The 15,889-nt window shown below is 71.5% G+C and carries 12 protein-coding genes; 7 read left to right on the forward strand and 5 right to left on the reverse strand.

The features are described from left to right. Positions 1–90 precede the first annotated feature (90 nt). Entirely contained in the window at positions 91–738 is a 648-nt protein-coding gene (gene rpiA / locus MKP15_RS07470) for a ribose-5-phosphate isomerase RpiA (protein WP_104939483.1), read from the forward strand. Between the two features lie 33 nt (positions 739–771). On the opposite strand, the gene MKP15_RS07475 is transcribed toward rpiA, so the two are convergent. Then, positions 772–1,746, reverse strand: a complete 975-nt coding sequence (locus MKP15_RS07475) for a hypothetical protein (RefSeq protein ID WP_240212275.1) — start codon at positions 1,744–1,746, stop codon at positions 772–774. Positions 1,747–1,827: 81 nt separating this feature from the next. Next, positions 1,828–2,223 carry a helix-turn-helix domain-containing protein gene (locus MKP15_RS07480; RefSeq protein WP_161614986.1) on the reverse strand — a complete coding sequence of 132 codons (396 nt, stop codon included), beginning with the start codon at positions 2,221–2,223 and terminating at the stop codon, positions 1,828–1,830. Between the two features lie 135 nt (positions 2,224–2,358). On the opposite strand from MKP15_RS07480, the gene MKP15_RS07485 reads away from it, so the two are divergent. From MKP15_RS07485 to MKP15_RS07495, 3 genes are all read left to right on the forward strand, one after another. Then, positions 2,359–2,880: a hypothetical protein gene (locus tag MKP15_RS07485; protein ID WP_104939486.1), complete on the forward strand. Its 522-nt coding sequence runs from the start codon at positions 2,359–2,361 to the stop codon at positions 2,878–2,880. Positions 2,881–2,939: 59 nt separating this feature from the next. Next, a complete protein-coding gene (locus MKP15_RS07490; protein WP_240212276.1) occupies positions 2,940–3,392 on the forward strand; it encodes a DUF192 domain-containing protein in 453 nt (150 codons plus the stop codon). A gap of 106 nt (positions 3,393–3,498) precedes the next feature. Then, complete coding sequence (locus tag MKP15_RS07495) at positions 3,499–4,347, forward strand: SirB1 family protein (protein ID WP_161614988.1); 849 nt, start codon at positions 3,499–3,501, stop codon at positions 4,345–4,347. A gap of 164 nt (positions 4,348–4,511) precedes the next feature. On the opposite strand, the gene MKP15_RS07500 is transcribed toward MKP15_RS07495, so the two are convergent. Then, positions 4,512–4,703: a rubredoxin gene (locus tag MKP15_RS07500; protein ID WP_104939489.1), complete on the reverse strand. Its 192-nt coding sequence runs from the start codon at positions 4,701–4,703 to the stop codon at positions 4,512–4,514. A 69-nt stretch (positions 4,704–4,772) separates the two neighbouring features. Here MKP15_RS07500 and thiE point away from each other — a divergent pair, with 69 nt between their 5' ends. After that, positions 4,773–5,405, forward strand: coding sequence for a thiamine phosphate synthase (gene thiE, locus MKP15_RS07505; protein WP_240212277.1), 633 nt, complete (start codon positions 4,773–4,775; stop codon positions 5,403–5,405). A gap of 673 nt (positions 5,406–6,078) precedes the next feature. Here the strand turns inward: thiE and MKP15_RS07510 are convergent. Further along, complete coding sequence (locus MKP15_RS07510) at positions 6,079–7,341, reverse strand: membrane dipeptidase (protein ID WP_345778724.1); 1,263 nt, start codon at positions 7,339–7,341, stop codon at positions 6,079–6,081. Between the two features lie 166 nt (positions 7,342–7,507). Here MKP15_RS07510 and hemL point away from each other — a divergent pair, with 166 nt between their 5' ends. Beyond that, positions 7,508–8,797, forward strand: a complete 1,290-nt coding sequence (hemL, locus tag MKP15_RS07515) for a glutamate-1-semialdehyde 2,1-aminomutase (RefSeq protein WP_240212313.1) — start codon at positions 7,508–7,510, stop codon at positions 8,795–8,797. 137 nt (positions 8,798–8,934) lie between these two features. Then, positions 8,935–9,522 carry an HAD-IA family hydrolase gene (locus MKP15_RS07520; RefSeq protein WP_240212279.1) on the forward strand — a complete coding sequence of 196 codons (588 nt, stop codon included), beginning with the start codon at positions 8,935–8,937 and terminating at the stop codon, positions 9,520–9,522. Between the two features lie 145 nt (positions 9,523–9,667). Here the strand turns inward: MKP15_RS07520 and MKP15_RS07525 are convergent, their stop codons facing one another. Next, a complete protein-coding gene (locus MKP15_RS07525; protein ID WP_240212280.1) occupies positions 9,668–15,718 on the reverse strand; it encodes a fibronectin type III domain-containing protein in 6,051 nt (2,016 codons plus the stop codon). Positions 15,719–15,889 lie beyond the last annotated feature (171 nt).

Raw genomic sequence — 15,889 nt, forward strand, 5'->3', positions numbered from 1 at the left:
CCCGCCGCCGCGGCCGCCACGGGCGCTGCCGGGCAGCGCCGGATCCGCCGCCGCGCCTGTTCCCTCTCCTCCAACGCCATCGAGTCCACCATGTCCGAAGCCAAGCGCCTGGCCGCCGAAAAAGCCATCGAGTACGTGCAGAAGGGAATGATCGTCGGGGTCGGCACCGGCTCCACGGTCGCCTACTTCATCGACGCGCTGGCGCGCATCAAGGACCAGATCGAAGGCGCCGTCTCCAGCTCCGAGCAGAGCACCGCCCAGCTCCGCGGCCACGGCATCGAGGTGCTGGACCTGAACCACACCGGCGGCCTGTCGCTGTACGTGGATGGCGCCGACGAATGCGATCCGCACAAGCACCTGATCAAGGGCGGCGGCGCCGCGCTGACCCGCGAGAAGATCATCGCCGAGGCCAGCAAGCAGTTCGTGTGCATCATCGACCCGAGCAAGCAGGTACCGGTGCTGGGCCGGTTCCCGCTGCCGGTGGAAGTGATCCCGATGGCGCGCAGCCTGGTGGCGCGCGAGATCCTGGCCCTGACCGGCGGCCAGCCGGTATGGCGCGACGGCGTGGTCACCGACAACGGCAACCTGATCCTGGACGTGCACAACCTGTCCATCACCGACCCGGTGAAGCTGGAGCAGCAGCTCAACCAGATCCCGGGCGTGGTCACCGTCGGCCTGTTCGCGCGCCGCCCGGCCGACGTGGTCATCGTCGGCGGGCAGCCGCCGCAGGTGCTGTAAGCGCGGGCAGGCGGCGCTGGCCGCGGCCGTGCCTCAGCGCGGCGCGGCCTGCAGCCAGGCCTGCCACTGGCGGTCGAGCGCGGGCAGCGTGGCCGGCAACCCGAAGCCCGGGCCGGTGTCGGCCAGCCAGTCCTCGAAACTGCCGCCGGCGGCGATCCGCGCGCTGATGCTGCCGAGCACGCCGGCGCGGGTGGCCGCGGTGGCCTGCACCAGGAAATCGGCCCAGCCCTGGACCAGCGCGTAGTAGCGCGCGCCGGCCGCCGCGTCGCCGGCCTCGGCCGGGCTGCGATAGACCAGGCTGACGCCCTTGGCGGCCGGCGCGGCCTGGTCCCGCGGGCGCGCCGGATTGGCCATGGCCAGGAAATCGGCCAGCGCCGGCAGCGGCTGCGCCGGATCGGTGCCCATGCCGTGCAGCAGGCGCCGCCGATGCGCCGCCAGGTCGTCGGCCTCCAGCACCATCGCCGCCGCCTCGTTGAGCCAGTCCGGGCTGCGCGCGTGGCCATGCCCGGCGGTCCGGCCCAGGTCCGGCCAGTAGGTCAGGTTGAAGCGCACGTGGCCCAGTTCGTGGCGGGTCAGGTTGCGCCAGATCGCCTGGCCGATGGCCGGGTTGGCGGCCAGCAGCCGGCGGGCCGGATCGTCGGCCGGCTGGCTGGCCTCGCGGGCGGCCTGGAAGGCCTGCATGCCGGGCCAGTCGAGCACCTGCACGGCGCCCGCGGCGGCCAGCCGCGCGCGCGCATCGGCAGCGATGCCCTCCGGCGCGTCCAGCAGCACCGCCAGGCGCAGCGGCGCACGCGCGAACAGGCGCTCGAACGCCGCGGCGCTGGCGGCCAGGTCATCGCCGAGCAGGCGCACCTGCGCCGCGTCGGGGCCGTAGACCCAGCCATGCGCACCGGCGGCGCAGTAATCCAGGCCCGGCAGCGGCGGGCAGCCGGTATCGGCCCGTGCGGCGCCGGCCACCAGCAGCAGCAGCGGCACCAGGACGGGGGCGGGGGAACGGGAACGGGCCATGCGCGCATCTCCGGTTGGGATGCTTCCCTGACGCATGCACGCGGCAAATGTGTCCAGCCGGGCGCGGGCCCGGCGACGGCGTCAGCGTGCCGGACGCCGGCCGTTCTGCGCCAGCACCGCCACCAGCTCGCCGACCAGTTCGCGCTGCCGCGCCGGCAGGCCGAGGAAGGTATCGATCACCGCGCGCTCGCGCGCGCCCACCGCATGCCATTCGCCACGGGCCTCGGCGACCCGCGCCGGCTCGCCGAAGCGCAGGGTCTGCGGCGACACCCCGAACAGGTCGGCCAGCACCTGCAGCTTGTCCTGCTCGGGGATGGAGCGGCCGGACAGCCAGCGCGACGCACTCTGGAAACTCACCGAACGCCCGGTGTAGCGCGCGTTGAACAGGCGGAAGAGGATCGCCGGCCGCGGTTCGTACCCAGCCGCGCTCATCGCCTGCCCCAAGCGGCGGGAAAATTCGAAGCGTTCGTCGCTCATGGCCGGAAACGTTACGGACCACGCCTGCGACGGGATCACCTGTTACTTTCATTTTAATTAACTAATTGCTTTCATTGGCCATGGACCCATGCGCGACGCCCGTGCGGCGCCCGCCCCCTGCCAAGGAGAAGCACCATGCACAGCGCCCCCGCCGCCGGTGCGGCACCGGAGCACTTCATCCGCCACTACCTGGACGTGGACTACCGCGGCCGCTACGCCGGCGTGCTGCGGCGGCACCCGGCGCCATCGGAAGCCATCGCCGAACTGTGCCTGTTCCGCTTCTGGCTGGCCTGCCGCGCCTATGCGCATTCGGGCGCGGCGCCGGCACCGGTGCCGCCGCTTTACCTGCCGCCGCACTGGGCACCGCCGCGGCAGGCCGCCGGCGTGGACATCAGCCACGCGCTGGACGCCTGGTACGGGCACCTGCTGGAAAGCCGCTTCAACCTGTATGACCGCTTCTTCCACCTGGGCCGCAACCGCGACGATCCGCTGGGGCTGGACGCGGTGGCGCTGGCGCTGTCGTGCCAGCTGTTCGTGCAGCCCTGCGCGGCCATGCGCACGTGCCTGCGGCATGAGGTGCACAGCCTGTTTTCCGCGGTGCATGCCGCCTTCGCCCCGCCATCGCCCGCGCCGCAGCCGCCCCGCGGCGGCGCTTGACGCCACGCCACGCATCCGTGAAGGTGCGCAGCGCCTCCTTTCGCTTCGTGGATCACGCCATGTCCCTGCCGCGCCATGCCGCCTGCCTGTCCGTCTTGCTGTTGCTGGGCGGTTGCGCCAGCGCCGGCGGGCACTGGGTGGAACTGGGCGGCACGCGCTACCACGTGGAGCTGGCGCAGGACGACGCCAGCCGCGCGCGCGGGCTGATGTTCCGCGACCACATGGACGCGGACCGCGGCATGCTGTTCATCCATGACCGCGTGGAACCGCAGGCGTACTGGATGAAGAACACCCACATCCCGCTGGACATCCTCTACTTCGACGACGCCCGCCGGCTGGTCAGCCAGCAGCGCGACGTACCGCCGTGCTCGGCCGGCGACGCCTGCCCGCCGTACCCCAGCTTCAAGCCGGCGCGCTATGTGCTGGAACTCAATGCCGGCCAGGCCGCGCGGCTGAAACTGGAGGACGGCACCGAACTGGTGCTCGGGCCCGGCATCCCCAGCGGCAAGTGAGCGCGCGCGGCGCGTCGGGTTGATCGCGCCGTTCGGCCGGGTGCCTTGAACGCGCCGTTCGGCCGGGTGCCTTGAACCGGCCACGCTTTGCCGCCAGTCTTGGGGCATGTCCGATACCCGCCTGACCCTGCCGCAGTGGGATGCGCTGGCCGACCTGGCCGACGACGCATTGCCGCTGCTGCCGACCGCGCTGCTGATCGCGCGCGATGAATACCCGCAGCTGGACCCGGGCCGCTACGACCGCCTGCTGCAGGCGCATGCCGACCACCTGCGGGTGGAAGTGGCGGCCATCGCCGAATGGCCGCTGAAAGTGGCGGCGATCAACCACCACCTGTTCAACGAACTGGGCTACAGCGGCAACCACGACGCCTACTACGACCCGCGCAACAGCTATCTCAACGAGGTGGTCACGCGCCGGCTCGGCAACCCGATCTCGCTGGCGCTGGTGCAGATGGAAGTCTGCCGCCGGCTCGGCCTGCCGCTGGAGGGCATTTCCTTTCCCGGCCATTTCCTGGTGCGGCTGCCGGTGGAGGAAGGCGTGCTGGTGATGGACCCGTTCAACGGCGGCCGCCCGCTGGGCGTGGACGAACTGCGCGAGCGCGCGCGCAACAACCTGGGCGGGGAGGCCCCCGATGACCAGGTGCTGGCGCAGATCCTGGACCCGGCGCCGGCACGCGCGATCCTGATGCGCATGCTGCGCAACCTGTATGGCGTGTACGCCGAGCGCGAGGAATGGGACCGCGCCGCGCGCAGCGCGGACCGTATCCTGAAACTGGCCCCGGAACAGAGCGAGGCGCTGCGCGACCGCGGCCTGGCCTACCTGCGCCTGGACCACCGGGCCGGCGCGCGCGCGGACCTGTCGCTGTACCTGCGGCGCGAACCCGATGCCGCCGACGCGGCGCAGGTGCGCGAACAGCTGATCGACCTCGGCGGCGAACGGCCGCAGCTGCACTGACCTTCGCACGCGGGCGCTGCCCGCACGCTGCCTCGACCTGTGATGCGGGCCCTGACCCGCGCTGCATTGACCTGTGGATGCGGGGCTTGCCGCGCATGCGGCTTCACCGGGAACGCGCATGCGGGGCAAGCCCCGCACCTACGGCATCCCGGCGCCGGCTGGACTCAGTCCAGCACCACCATCTCGAAATCGTCCTTGGTGGTGCCGCAATCCGGGCAGGTCCAGGTCTCAGGCACGTCTTCCCAGCGCGTGCCCGCGGCGATGCCCTCTTCGGGCAGGCCTTCGGCTTCGTTGTAGATGAAACCGCAGACGACGCACATCCAGGTGCGCAAGGTGGAGGCGGAAGCGTCGGACATCGGATAATCACGGCAACACGAGGGCGGTCGCAGATTGTCCCATTCCCGCCGCCGTACAGGTAGCCATCCATGTCCCAGCCCATCCGTGCCGCCCGCGGCGTCTATCTGATCACCCCCGACGAGGCCGACACCGCGCGCCTGCTCGAACGCGTGCAGCCGCTGCTCGCCGCCGGCGCCACCTGGCTGCAGTACCGCAACAAGAGCGCCGACGCCGGCACCCGGCATGAGCAGGCGCGGGCGCTGCAGGCGCTGTGCGCGGCCAGCAGCGTGCCGCTGATCATCAACGACGATGCCGCCCTGGCCGCCGCCGTCGGCGCGGCCGGCGTGCATCTGGGCGAGGACGACGGCGACATCGCCGCCGCGCGCACGCTGCTCGGCCCCGGTGCCATCATCGGCGCGTCCTGCTACGACCAGCTGGCGCTGGCGCAGCGGGCCGTGGCCGCCGGCGCCAGCTACGTGGCGTTTGGTGCGTTCTTTCCCAGCCGCAGCAAGGCCACCACCCGGCGCGCGCATCCGCGGCTGCTGCACGAGGCCGCGGCGCTGGGCGTGCCGCGGGTGGCGATCGGCGGCCTGGCCGCGGACAACGCGGCGCCGCTGGTCGCGGCCGGCGCCGACCTGCTGGCGGTCATCAGCAGCGTGTTCACCGCCGACGACCCGGTGGCCGCGCTGCGCGGCTACCAGGCCTGCTTCGCCACCGCCTGAGCAGCGGCGGGGCGCGGCTTCGGCCTTGCCACCAGGCGGACAACGCATCTGCAAGGCCCGGCCTCGCGCAGCGCCGGCCCGGGGCTACGCCGGGGCGCCGGGCGCACACGACCACGGGAACCTGTACCGGACGATGCCCCCGCAAAGCCCCGCTACGCGGCCAGGCTTCCGCAGCGCCGGCCCAGGGTCACGCTGGGGGCGCCGGGCGCGCACGACCACGGGAACCTGTAACGGACGACGTCCCCCGCAAGGCCCGGCTACGCGGCCAGGCCTCCGCAGCGCCGGCCCAGGGTCACGCTGGGGCGCCGGACGCGCACGACCACGGGACCCTGCAACGGACGACATCCTCCGCAAGGCCCAGCTACGCGGCCAGGCCCCCACAGCGCCGGCCCAAGGCCAGCCGGGGCGCCGGGCGCACACGACCACGGGAGCCTGTGGCGGGCGGCGACGCCGGGCGCCGCGGGTTGGGTCGCGCGCCCCTGCCCTGCTTCCCCGCGCGGCGGGCTTGTCGGTTCGACGGGGCTGTGCGGCTGCACGGCGGCGTGCTGCGGGGGATCGCCGCAGGCAGCAGCCCCCGGCAAACCCGGGCAGCGGCGACGGAAGCGCCGCGGCGGCGGCGCATGCCCCCGGCCCGCCCCCCCTTCCCGTGGGGAGCGGGGCTTGAACGGCGCGCTTACTCCAGCGCCGCCTTGACCGCCGCCGGGTCGGCCAGGGCCTGCACCTGGCGGATCAGGCGCACGGTGTTGCCGCCGAGGATGGCGCTGATCTGGCGCTCGTCGTAGCCGGCGTCGAGCAGCGCCTGCACCACCTTGGGCAGTGCGGCGATGTCCTCGTAACCGTCCACGCCACCGCCGCCGTCCCAGTCCGCGCCCAGGCCGACGTGCTCCCAGCCGGCCACCTTGATGATGTGCAGCAGGTGGCGCATGTAATCGTCGAAATCGGCCTTGCGGATGTTGTACTTCGCGTCCAGCGCGGCCAGCTGCGCCTTGAGCTGCGCGCGCTCGGCCGCGCCCAGGTCGGCGCGGTCGCCGAACGCGTCGTAGAGCTTGCGCCGCTCGGCGCGGTATTCCGGGGTGGCGCCGGTGTCGACCAGGTAACCGCCCAGCGAGTTCACCTGGATCACGCCGCCCTTCTTCGCCAGCGCGCGGATGCGCGCGTCGTCGATGTTGCGCGAATGCGCGAACACGTCGTAGGCGCCACTGTGGGAGAGGATGATCGGCGCCTTGCTCAGCGCCAGCATCTGGTCGAACACCGTGTTGGACGCGTGCGACTGGTCGATAATGATGCCCAGCCGGTTGGCCTGCGCGATCAGCGCCTTGCCCTTCTCGCTGAGGCCGCCGTGCTCGCCCTCCGGGGCCACGCCCATGCCGGCCGAATCGGCGAAGTCGTTGTGGCTGATGTGCGCCAGCGAAATCATCCGCAGGCCCTGCTTGTAGTAGAAGCTGAGCAGGCTGGGATCGGCCTCCAGCGGGTAGGCGTTCTCCATGCTGATGTAGACCGACTTCCTGCCGGCGGCCTTGATCCGCGCCGCATCGTCGGCAGTGGTGGCCAGCTCGAACTTGTCCGGGTTGGCCGCGACCATCTCGCGGATCTCGGACAGGCGCCTGAGCCCGGCGTCGCGCGCCTTCAGGTTGCCCCCGGCATCGCGCTCGCCCTGGCTGGTGAACACCACCCAGAAGCCGCCATCGAGCCCGCCTTCGACCATGCGCGGGTAATCGACCTGCGAACCATCGTCCTGGAAGTCGTGGCGGTCGGTGATCCTCCAGCCGGGCCGCGAGAACAGCGCCGGCGTGTCCAGATGGGTGTCCAGGTTGATCGCCCGGGCCTGGATGGCGCGCGCGCGTTCGGAGATCTTCGCCGGGCCGGTGCCGGCCTGGGCGGTGGTGGCGACAGCCAGCAGCAGCGCGGCCGACAGCGCACCGGCCTTGAACGTCATGTCGAACTTCATGGCTCTCCCTTGGGGACGGATCGTGGCGCATTCTTGCATGCGCCCGCCGCGCCCCTGCGGGCCATTGGTCATGGCGGCGGCGGCGCGTGGCAGCGCCCGGCGCGAAAGCGGACAATGGGCGCATTCTTTCGTCACTCCCGTGCCTGCCATGTCCCTGAACCACGACCAGTCCCACGCCCTGTTCACCCGCGCGCAGCAGCTGCTGCCCGGCGGCGTCAACTCGCCGGTGCGCGCGTTCAAGTCGGTCGGCGGCGAACCGTTCTTCGTGCAGCATGCCGACGGCGCCTACCTGCATGACGTGGACGGCAACCGCTACATCGACTACGTCGGCTCGTGGGGCCCGATGATCGTCGGCCACAACCACCCGGCGGTGCGCGAGGCGGTGCAGCGGGCCATCGGCAATGGTCTGTCGTTCGGCGCGCCCTGCCCGGCCGAGGTGACCATGGCCGAAACCATCACCCGCCTGGTGCCGTCGTGCGAGATGGTGCGCATGGTCAACTCCGGCACCGAGGCGACGCTGTCGGCGATCCGCCTGGCGCGCGGTGCCACCGGCCGCAGCAGGATCGTCAAGTTCGAAGGCTGCTACCACGGCCATGGCGACTCGTTCCTGGTCAAGGCCGGCAGCGGCATGCTGACCCTGGGCGTGCCGACCTCGCCGGGCGTGCCGGCCGGGCTCAGCGAGCTGACCCTCACCCTGCCCTACAACGATTTCGAAGCCGCCACCGCGCTGTTCGAGGCGCAGGGTAGCGAGATTGCCGGGCTGATCATCGAACCGGTGGTCGGCAACGCCAACTGCATCCCGCCGCGCGACGGCTACCTGCAGCACCTGCGCGAGCTGTGCACCCGGCATGGCGCGCTGCTGATCTTCGACGAAGTGATGACCGGCTTCCGCGTGGCGCTGGGCGGCGCACAGGCGCACTACGGCATCACCCCGGACCTGACCACCTTCGGCAAGATCATCGGCGGTGGCATGCCGGTGGGCGCCTACGGCGGCCGCCGCGACCTGATGCAGCAGATCGCCCCGGCCGGCCCGATCTACCAGGCTGGCACGCTGAGTGGCAACCCGGTGGCGATGGCCGCCGGCCTGGCGATGCTGGAGCTGATCCAGGCGCCCGGCTTCCACGCCGACCTGGCCGCACGCACCGCGCGCCTGTGCGAGGGCCTGGAGGCGGCCGCGCGCGAGGCTGGCGTCGCCGTCACCACCACCTGCGTCGGCGCGATGTTCGGGCTGTTCTTCACCGACCAGAAGGTGGAGACCTACGCCCAGGCCACCGCCTGCGACATCGCCGCGTTCAACCGCTTCTTCCACGCGATGCTGGAGCGCGGCGTGTTCCTGGCGCCGTCGGCCTACGAGGCCGGGTTCCTGTCCAGCGCGCACGACGACGCGGTGATCGACGCCACCCTGGCCGCCGCGCGCGAAGCGTTCAAGGTGGTCGCCGCCTGAGGCCCGGGTAGATGCGGGGCCTGCCCCGCATCGGCCTTCCGCACACAGCCCCCGTGCCGGGCAAGGCCCGGCACCCGCGCTGCGTGCATGAAAACGGCATCGCGCGCCGAAGTGCGCTCCTGCAGAAGGCTGCCTGCATGATCCAGACGCTGCTGCTCGATTTCGACGGCCTGCTGGCCGACTACGACCATTCCCGCCACCTCCAGTACCTGGCGGCGCAGGCCGGCTGCGCGCCGGCCATGGTCGACGCGGCGCTGCGCGGCGAGCACCTGGAACGGGCGCACGCGCGCGGCGACCTGGATGGCGAGGCATTGCTGCAGGCGTTGAACACACGCCTCGGCAGCCGCCTGTCCGCCGCCGACTGGTTCGCCGCACGTACCGCGGCCAGTGCCCTGCGCCGCGACACGCTCGCCCTGCTGCGGCAGCTGCGCCCGGCGGTCCGCGTCGCCGTGCTGACCAACAACGGCCCGCTGAGCGAGGCCGCGATCACCGCGCTGCTGCCCGGCATCGAGGTGCTGTGCAGCGCCACGCTGGGCGTGCGCAAGCCCGACCCGCGGATCTACCTGGCCGCGACCGCACGGCTCGACGGCGTACCGGCCCGCACCCTGTTCGTCGATCACCTGTTCCGCAACGTGCAGGGCGCGCGCAGCGCCGGCCTGCACGCGGACACCGCGCACCACACCCAGTCGCTGCGCCGCGTGCTGCGCCGCTACCGCCTTCTCTGAGTGCCCGGCGGACGCGGGCCGCGCCGCCAGCCCGCCGTATCCTGCATCCCCCCGCGCGACAGCCACCACGACGCGGCGGTGGCGTCTTGCCGTGTGCACGCCTGCACCGAACCGCGCCGGCCGTGGCCGGCGCGGTCGCCCGTACTCAGGGCCGGGTGTCCCCCGGCGCCGTGCCCGGCGCAGCGCAGCGCGGTGCCGGCCCGCGGCAGCGGCGGCGGCTGTCGCCGGTCATGTCCGCGTTGAACGCATCGCCGTTCTCGCCATACACCGGCGCCTGTGCGCCCTGCTGCCCGTAGCGCACCTGCAGGCCGATGCTGGTGCTGTGCATCGCGTTGCGGCCCTGCTCGCGGCCCAGCAGCAGCGAGAACAGCCAGCCGCTGTCCAACTGCAGGTCCATGCCCGCGCCCAGCGACAGCATGTCGTCGTTGTAGCTGCGCATCGCCAGCACGTAGTCGGCGTCGCGCGGGCGCTGCTGGTAGTTCACCGCCACGTCGCCGCGGTTTTCCAGCGCACCGCGGTATTCGATGCGCCAGTGCGGGCGCCAGCTCAGCCGTTCGCGCTGGAACAGCATGCTGCCCTCCAGGCCCAGCGCCAGCGCGCTGTTGTCCACCCGCTGCCGGCCATAGGCCAGGTCATAGGCGCCCAGCCCGGTTTCGCGGTAGCCGTCCAGCGTCGCCCGGTGCCCGTCATAGCGGCCATAGCCGGTCAGGCTCAGCCCGGAGGCACTGCGGTGTTCGTAGCCGAAGGTCAGCGCGCCGAACCACTGGTCGCCGCTGCGCGTGGCCTGGGCGCTGGCGTTGGCCAGCTCGCTCCAGCGGACCAGGTCGAAGTCCAGCCGGCCGTTGGCCAGCAGGCCGTCCACGAACAGGTGCTCGCCCAGCCGCCACAGGCCGTAGACCGCCAGCGAGCGCTGGTCGGCATCGACCTTGGACGGGGTGTCGTCGAAGTCGGTGCCTTGCCGGCCCCAGCTGCCGGCCAGGCCGAGCAGCAGGTTCCCGCCCAGCGCGCGGTCCGCGCCCAGGGTCAGGCCGCCGGTGTTGAAGTCGAAGCCGCCGCCGGCGCGGCCGTTGCGCCCGGTCTTGCCGAAGCCCGCGGTACCGGCCAGCCACAGGCCCCAGCCTTCCGGCAGCGCCGGCAATGCCGCCTCGGCCACGCGGCCCACCGGCATCGACAGCCCCGGCACGCCCTGGCTGCCGGCATAGGCCAGCGCCATGTTGACGCTGCTGGCGTTGTGCCCGCCGCGCACCTGCCGCAGGCGGTCGCGGATGTTGTCGCCCTGCACCTGCGCAAAGCGCACGCTGGCGTCGACCTGCGCCTGGATGCCAGCGCTGACCTGCGCGTCCAGGGTCGGGTCCGGACGGGGGCTGACCACCAGCGTGACCGACACCGTGCCGGTGAGGTAGTTGGGGGTCGCCGCCTGGGTGGCGGTCAGCGTGGTCGTGCCTTCGCCCACCAGGGTGACGGTGCGGCCGTTGACCGTGGCCACCGCCGGGTTGCTGCTGGCGAAGGTGAAGGCACCGGGGCTGTTGCTCTGCGGCAGCGGCAGCTCGAAATCGGCCTGGCCGTACATCTTCTGCAGGTCGCCGATCCAGCCCAGCTCCGGCGCGGCGACCAGTTCGCTGGCGCTGTCGGCCTGGCCTTCGCCGGCCAGGTTGTAGGCGGCCACGGTGAACACGTAGTCCACCCCGCCGGCCAGCCCCTGCACCAGGATCGGCGAGCCGCTGCCGGTGGCCGTGACCACGCCCGGCGTGGCCGCCGCGCGCAGGCCCATGCCGCGGGCGGCCGCTGCCACGCGGGTCTGCGGCGTGGCGGTGACCCGGTACCCGTCGATGGGCGCACCACCGGTGAACCCCGGCGGCACGAACGCCACGCTCACCTGCCCGGGGCCGACGGGCGTCAGCGTCTGGATCTCCGGCACGCCCGGCGGCACCGGATCGATCCGGAACGTGCGCGTGGCCGAGGCCGGGCGATGGGTGGCATCGCCGGCCTGGGTGGCCACCACGGTGCAGTTGCCGGCCTGCACGAAGGCCAGCAGGCCGTCGCTGGTGACCGTGCATACGTCCTGCGTCGGCGAGGCGAAAGTCACCGGCAGCCCGGAGTCGGCGCGGGCGGACAGCACCGGCACCTGGTCGAAGCGCTGCGTGCCCACCTCGTCGAAGAGCACCGCCTGCAGCACCTGCGGCACCACCGGCGCCGAGGGCGCCGACGGCGCGCTGGTGCCGGCCGCGGCCGCGGCGGTGATGGTGAAGGTGTAGCTCACCCCGTCGGTCAGCCCGCGCACGGTGATCGGCGAGGCCGTGCCGCTGGCGGTGATGCCGCCGGGCTGCGCGGTGACCGTGTAGGTCACCGGCTGGCCGGTGGGCGCCGACGGCGTGAATGCCACGTCCACCTCGCCCGAGCCGCGTACGCTCACTTCGACCACCACCGGCGTCTGCGGCACCAGCGCGGTGACGTTGAACGATTGCGTCAGCGACGCTGCCAGGTGGCTGGCATCACCGTCCTGGTGCACCGTCACCGTGCAGGTGCCGGCGCTGGCAAAGGCCAGCACGCCGGCGGCGGTGACCGTGCATACCGCCGGGGTGGAGGAAACAAAGCGCAGTGGCAGGCCGGAGTCGACCGAGGCCACCAGCGTCGGCGTGGTGCCGAACGCCTGCGCGCCCGGGTTGGCGAAGGTGATGACCTGGGTCACCGCCGTGGTCACTGCATTGGAGGCGGCCGACGAGGTACCGGTGCCCACGCTGTTGCTGGCGGTCACGGTGAAGGTGTACGCGGTGCCTGTGTCGAGCCCGTTGACCGTGATCGGCGAGCCGCTGCCAGTAGTCGGACCGCCGGCCACTGCCGGGCTGGGCGTCACCGTGTAGCCGGTGATCGCGGTGCCGCCATTGGACGCCGGTGCGCTGAAGCTCACCGACACCCGGCCGGGGCCGGTCACCGTGGCGGTACCGATGGTCGGTGCGCCCGGGACCACCGCGTCGACGGTGAACGAACGGGTGACCTGGGTCGCGGCCAGATAGCTGCCGTTGCCGGCCTGGTCGGCGTTGATGGTGCAGGTGCCGGCACTGAGGAAGGTCAGCGCGCCGCCGGCGGTGATGGTGCACACCGCGGTCGTGGACGAGGTGAAGGTCGGGGACAGCCCCGAATCGGAGGTCGCGCTCAGCGTCGGCGTGGTGCCGAAGGTCTGCGCACCCGGGTTGGCGAAGGTGATGGTCTGGGCCGCCTTGGGGGTGATGCTGTTGGACACGGCCGACGCCGCGCCGGTGCCCGCGCTGTTGTCCGCGGTGACGGTGAAGGTATAGGCCTGGCCGTTGGTCAGGCCGGTGACCACGATCGGCGAGCTGGCACCGTTGACCGGTGCCACATCTGCCGGCGACACCGTCACGGTATAGCCCAGCACGGGGCTGCCGCCGGTATTGGCCGGCGCAGTGAACGCCACGCTGGCCTGGGTGTCGCCGGCGACGGCGGTGCCGATGGTTGGTGCGCCCGGCACCACCGGATTGACCGTGAACGAGCGGGAGACCTGCGGTGCCGGCAGGTAACTACTGCTCCCTGCCTGATTGGCGTTGATGGTGCAGGTACCGGCAGTGATGAACGTCAGAACGCCGCCGGAGGTGATGGTGCACACGCCGGTGGTGGACGAGGAGAACGCCACCGCCAGGCTGGAGGTGGCCGTGGCCGACAACGTCGGCGACGTCCCGAAATTCTGCGCACCCGGATTGGCGAAGGTGATGACCTGCGGCGAGGCCGGGGTGATGCTGTTGGATGCCGCCGACGCCGAGCCGGTGCCCACACTGTTGGTGGCGGTCACGGTGAAGGTGTAAGGCACCCCGTTGGTCAGGCCGGTCACCGTGATCGGCGAGCCGGCGCCGGTGCCGGTGAGGCCACCCGGGTTGGAGGTCACCGTGTATGCGGTGATCGCCGCGCCACCGGTGCTGGCCGGCGCGGTGAACGCCACGTCCGCCTGGGCATTGCCGGCCGTGGCCGTGCCGATGGTCGGCGCGCCCGGGACAACGGCATTGACCGCGAACGTCTGCGACACCGTCGGCGCGGCATGGGTGGCGGCATTGCCGGCCTGGTCGGCGTCGATGGTGCAGCTGCCTGCGCTGACGAAGGTCAGCGCGCCGCCGGCGGTGATGGTGCATACCGCCGGGGTGGACGAGGAGAACGTCACCACCAGCCCGGAGCTGGCCGTGGCCGCCAACGTCGGCGACGTGCCGAAGTTCTGCGCCGGGGGCGGGTCGAAGGTGATGGTCTGGCTGGCCTTCGGTGTGGCCGGGTTGCTGGCGCTGGAAGCGGTGCTGGTGCCGACGGCGTTGGTCGCCGTCACCGTGAAGGTATAGGCGGTGCCGTTGCTCAGGCCGGTCACGGTAATCGGCGAGGTGGTGAATCCGTTGCCGCCGGCGGTGATCCCGCCGGGATTGGAGGTGACCGTATACCCGGTGATGGCCGAACCGCCGTTGTTGACCGGCGCGGTGAAGGCCACCGACACCTGCCCGTCGGCGGCCGTGGCCGTGCCGATGGTCGGCGCACCCGGCGCGGTGGGGATGGCCACGGTATGGGTCGTGCCCACGGTGAACGCGGCCGGCGGGCCATTGCCGGCGCCGTCGACGATGTTGGTGGACGCGTTGAGGTTGACCTTCAGCGTGCCATTGCCGGTGATGCCGTCGACGACAACGGTGTAGCTGCTGCCGCTGCCGGACACGCTGGTGATGGTGCCCGCGGCGGTACCGGTGCTGGCTAGGGCGAAATCGTCGGTGGACACGCCACTCACCGGCTCGCTGAAGGTGACGCTGAAGCTCACCGAGGTATCCGTCGAGGCCGCGCCGCCGGCAGGCGCGATGGCGCTCACCACCGGCGCGGCGCCATCGATGACCAGGGCCTTGTTCGCGCCAAGCGAGTTGGCCGCGCCCGGCACGGGCAGGGTCAGGGTGGCAGTGTTGCCGGCCGCGTCCTTGATGGTGCCGCCGTTGAGGGCCAGCGCGGTGGTGGAAACGTAATCCAGGTCGGCGCTGGTGTCGCCGGCCTGCACCGTGTAGTTGAACGTCAGCGTGCTGGTGCCGCTGCCACTGGCGTAGTTGACCGCGCGGTCGGTGGCGCCGGTTTCCAGGGCCAGCTGCGGGGTGCCGGTGACTGTCACCGCCTCGCTGAAATCGACCTGGATCGAAACAACCTCGCCGGCCTTGTAGGTGCCGTTGGCGGTACTGGAGGTCACCCCGGAAACCGTGGGCGCCACGCCGTCGATGACGAGGTTCCTGTTCGCGCCCAGCGAGCCGGCCGCGCCCGGCGCCGGCAGCGTCAGCAGCGCATTGTTGCCCGCCAGGTCCTTGATGGTGCCGCCGTTGAGGGCCAGGGCGCTGGTGGACACGTAGTCCAGATCGGCGCTGGTATCGCCGGCCTGCACGGTGTAGCTGAAAGTCAGGGTGCTGCTGTTGGAACCGCTGGTGTAGTTGATGACGCGGTCGGTGGTGCCGGTTTCCAGGGTCAACTGCGGCGTGCCGGTGACCAGGACGGTCTCGCTGAAACCGATCTGGACATTGATGACATCACCCACCTTGTACGTGCCATTGGCGCTGCCCGAGGTTACGTTGGCCACCGTTGGCGGCGTGGTGTCGGGCGACCGCACATTGCTGACATCGATGTTGTCGATGGCGAAGAAATAGACAGGCCTTCCACCGGCCAAGGTGATGCGGAACTCGTCGATGCCGACAAACGATGGGCTCACCGTGCCCAGCGGCCAGTTGGCGCTACCGGCATCGGTGAGCGAGAACGCCTGGCTGGCGCCGGGAACCGGGTTGCCATTGATGTAGCCGGTGACGAAGAAGTTGACCGTGTTCCCTGCACCCGACGTGTCGTCGGTCGCCGAGAACTGGAAGCTGGATAGGTCGAACAGGCTGCCGTCGCTGGAAGCGACCCGGAACGAGCTCAGCGGCTCGCCGTCAGAGGCTGAATCGCTGTAGTAGATGCCATCGTCGGTCCCGTGGTAGAGATCGCCCGCCGCGATATGGATCTGGTTGCTCGTGAGCGTATAGACGGTCACGTCCCATCCGCTGTTGCGGACATTGCTGGCCTTCACGCCGGCGCTGCCAGTACCCGCCGCCAGTGGCGCGTCATAGCCTCCCGAGCCGAAACCCGTCAATCCGTTGGACGGGGTAGCCGCCAAGGCCGGGGCGCTCCAGGCCAGCGCAGCCAGAAACGCCACGACCGGTACGGCCCTTGCCAGCAAAGCAGACGCCTGTCGCCGCCATGCCCGGAACCTGGCCGCGGAAAAAACTGCGTGGATGACGGTCGACATGCGTTTCCCCTGAACCCCATAGGCAAAGGGGCGGCCCGCCCACCGGCGACCCGCCCACGAATGAATCTCTCAATATCC

Source organism: Stenotrophomonas sp. Y6, assembly GCF_022436665.1.
In the GTDB taxonomy this organism is placed as follows: Bacteria; Pseudomonadota; Gammaproteobacteria; order Xanthomonadales; family Xanthomonadaceae; genus Stenotrophomonas; species Stenotrophomonas acidaminiphila_A.

Excerpts from the sequence above, each read along its gene's own strand:
- rpiA (WP_104939483.1), top strand. The coding sequence starts at position 91 with ATGTCCGAAGCCAAGCGCCTGGCCGCCGAAAAAGCCATCGAGTACGTG.
- MKP15_RS07475 (WP_240212275.1), bottom strand. The coding sequence starts at position 1,746 with ATGGCCCGTTCCCGTTCCCCCGCCCCCGTCCTGGTGCCGCTGCTGCTG.
- MKP15_RS07480 (WP_161614986.1), bottom strand. The coding sequence starts at position 2,223 with ATGAGCGACGAACGCTTCGAATTTTCCCGCCGCTTGGGGCAGGCGATG.
- MKP15_RS07485 (WP_104939486.1), top strand. The coding sequence starts at position 2,359 with ATGCACAGCGCCCCCGCCGCCGGTGCGGCACCGGAGCACTTCATCCGC.
- MKP15_RS07490 (WP_240212276.1), top strand. The coding sequence starts at position 2,940 with ATGTCCCTGCCGCGCCATGCCGCCTGCCTGTCCGTCTTGCTGTTGCTG.
- MKP15_RS07495 (WP_161614988.1), top strand. The coding sequence starts at position 3,499 with ATGTCCGATACCCGCCTGACCCTGCCGCAGTGGGATGCGCTGGCCGAC.
- MKP15_RS07500 (WP_104939489.1), bottom strand. The coding sequence starts at position 4,703 with ATGTCCGACGCTTCCGCCTCCACCTTGCGCACCTGGATGTGCGTCGTC.
- thiE (WP_240212277.1), top strand. The coding sequence starts at position 4,773 with ATGTCCCAGCCCATCCGTGCCGCCCGCGGCGTCTATCTGATCACCCCC.
- MKP15_RS07510 (WP_345778724.1), bottom strand. The coding sequence starts at position 7,341 with ATGACGTTCAAGGCCGGTGCGCTGTCGGCCGCGCTGCTGCTGGCTGTC.
- MKP15_RS07520 (WP_240212279.1), top strand. The coding sequence starts at position 8,935 with ATGATCCAGACGCTGCTGCTCGATTTCGACGGCCTGCTGGCCGACTAC.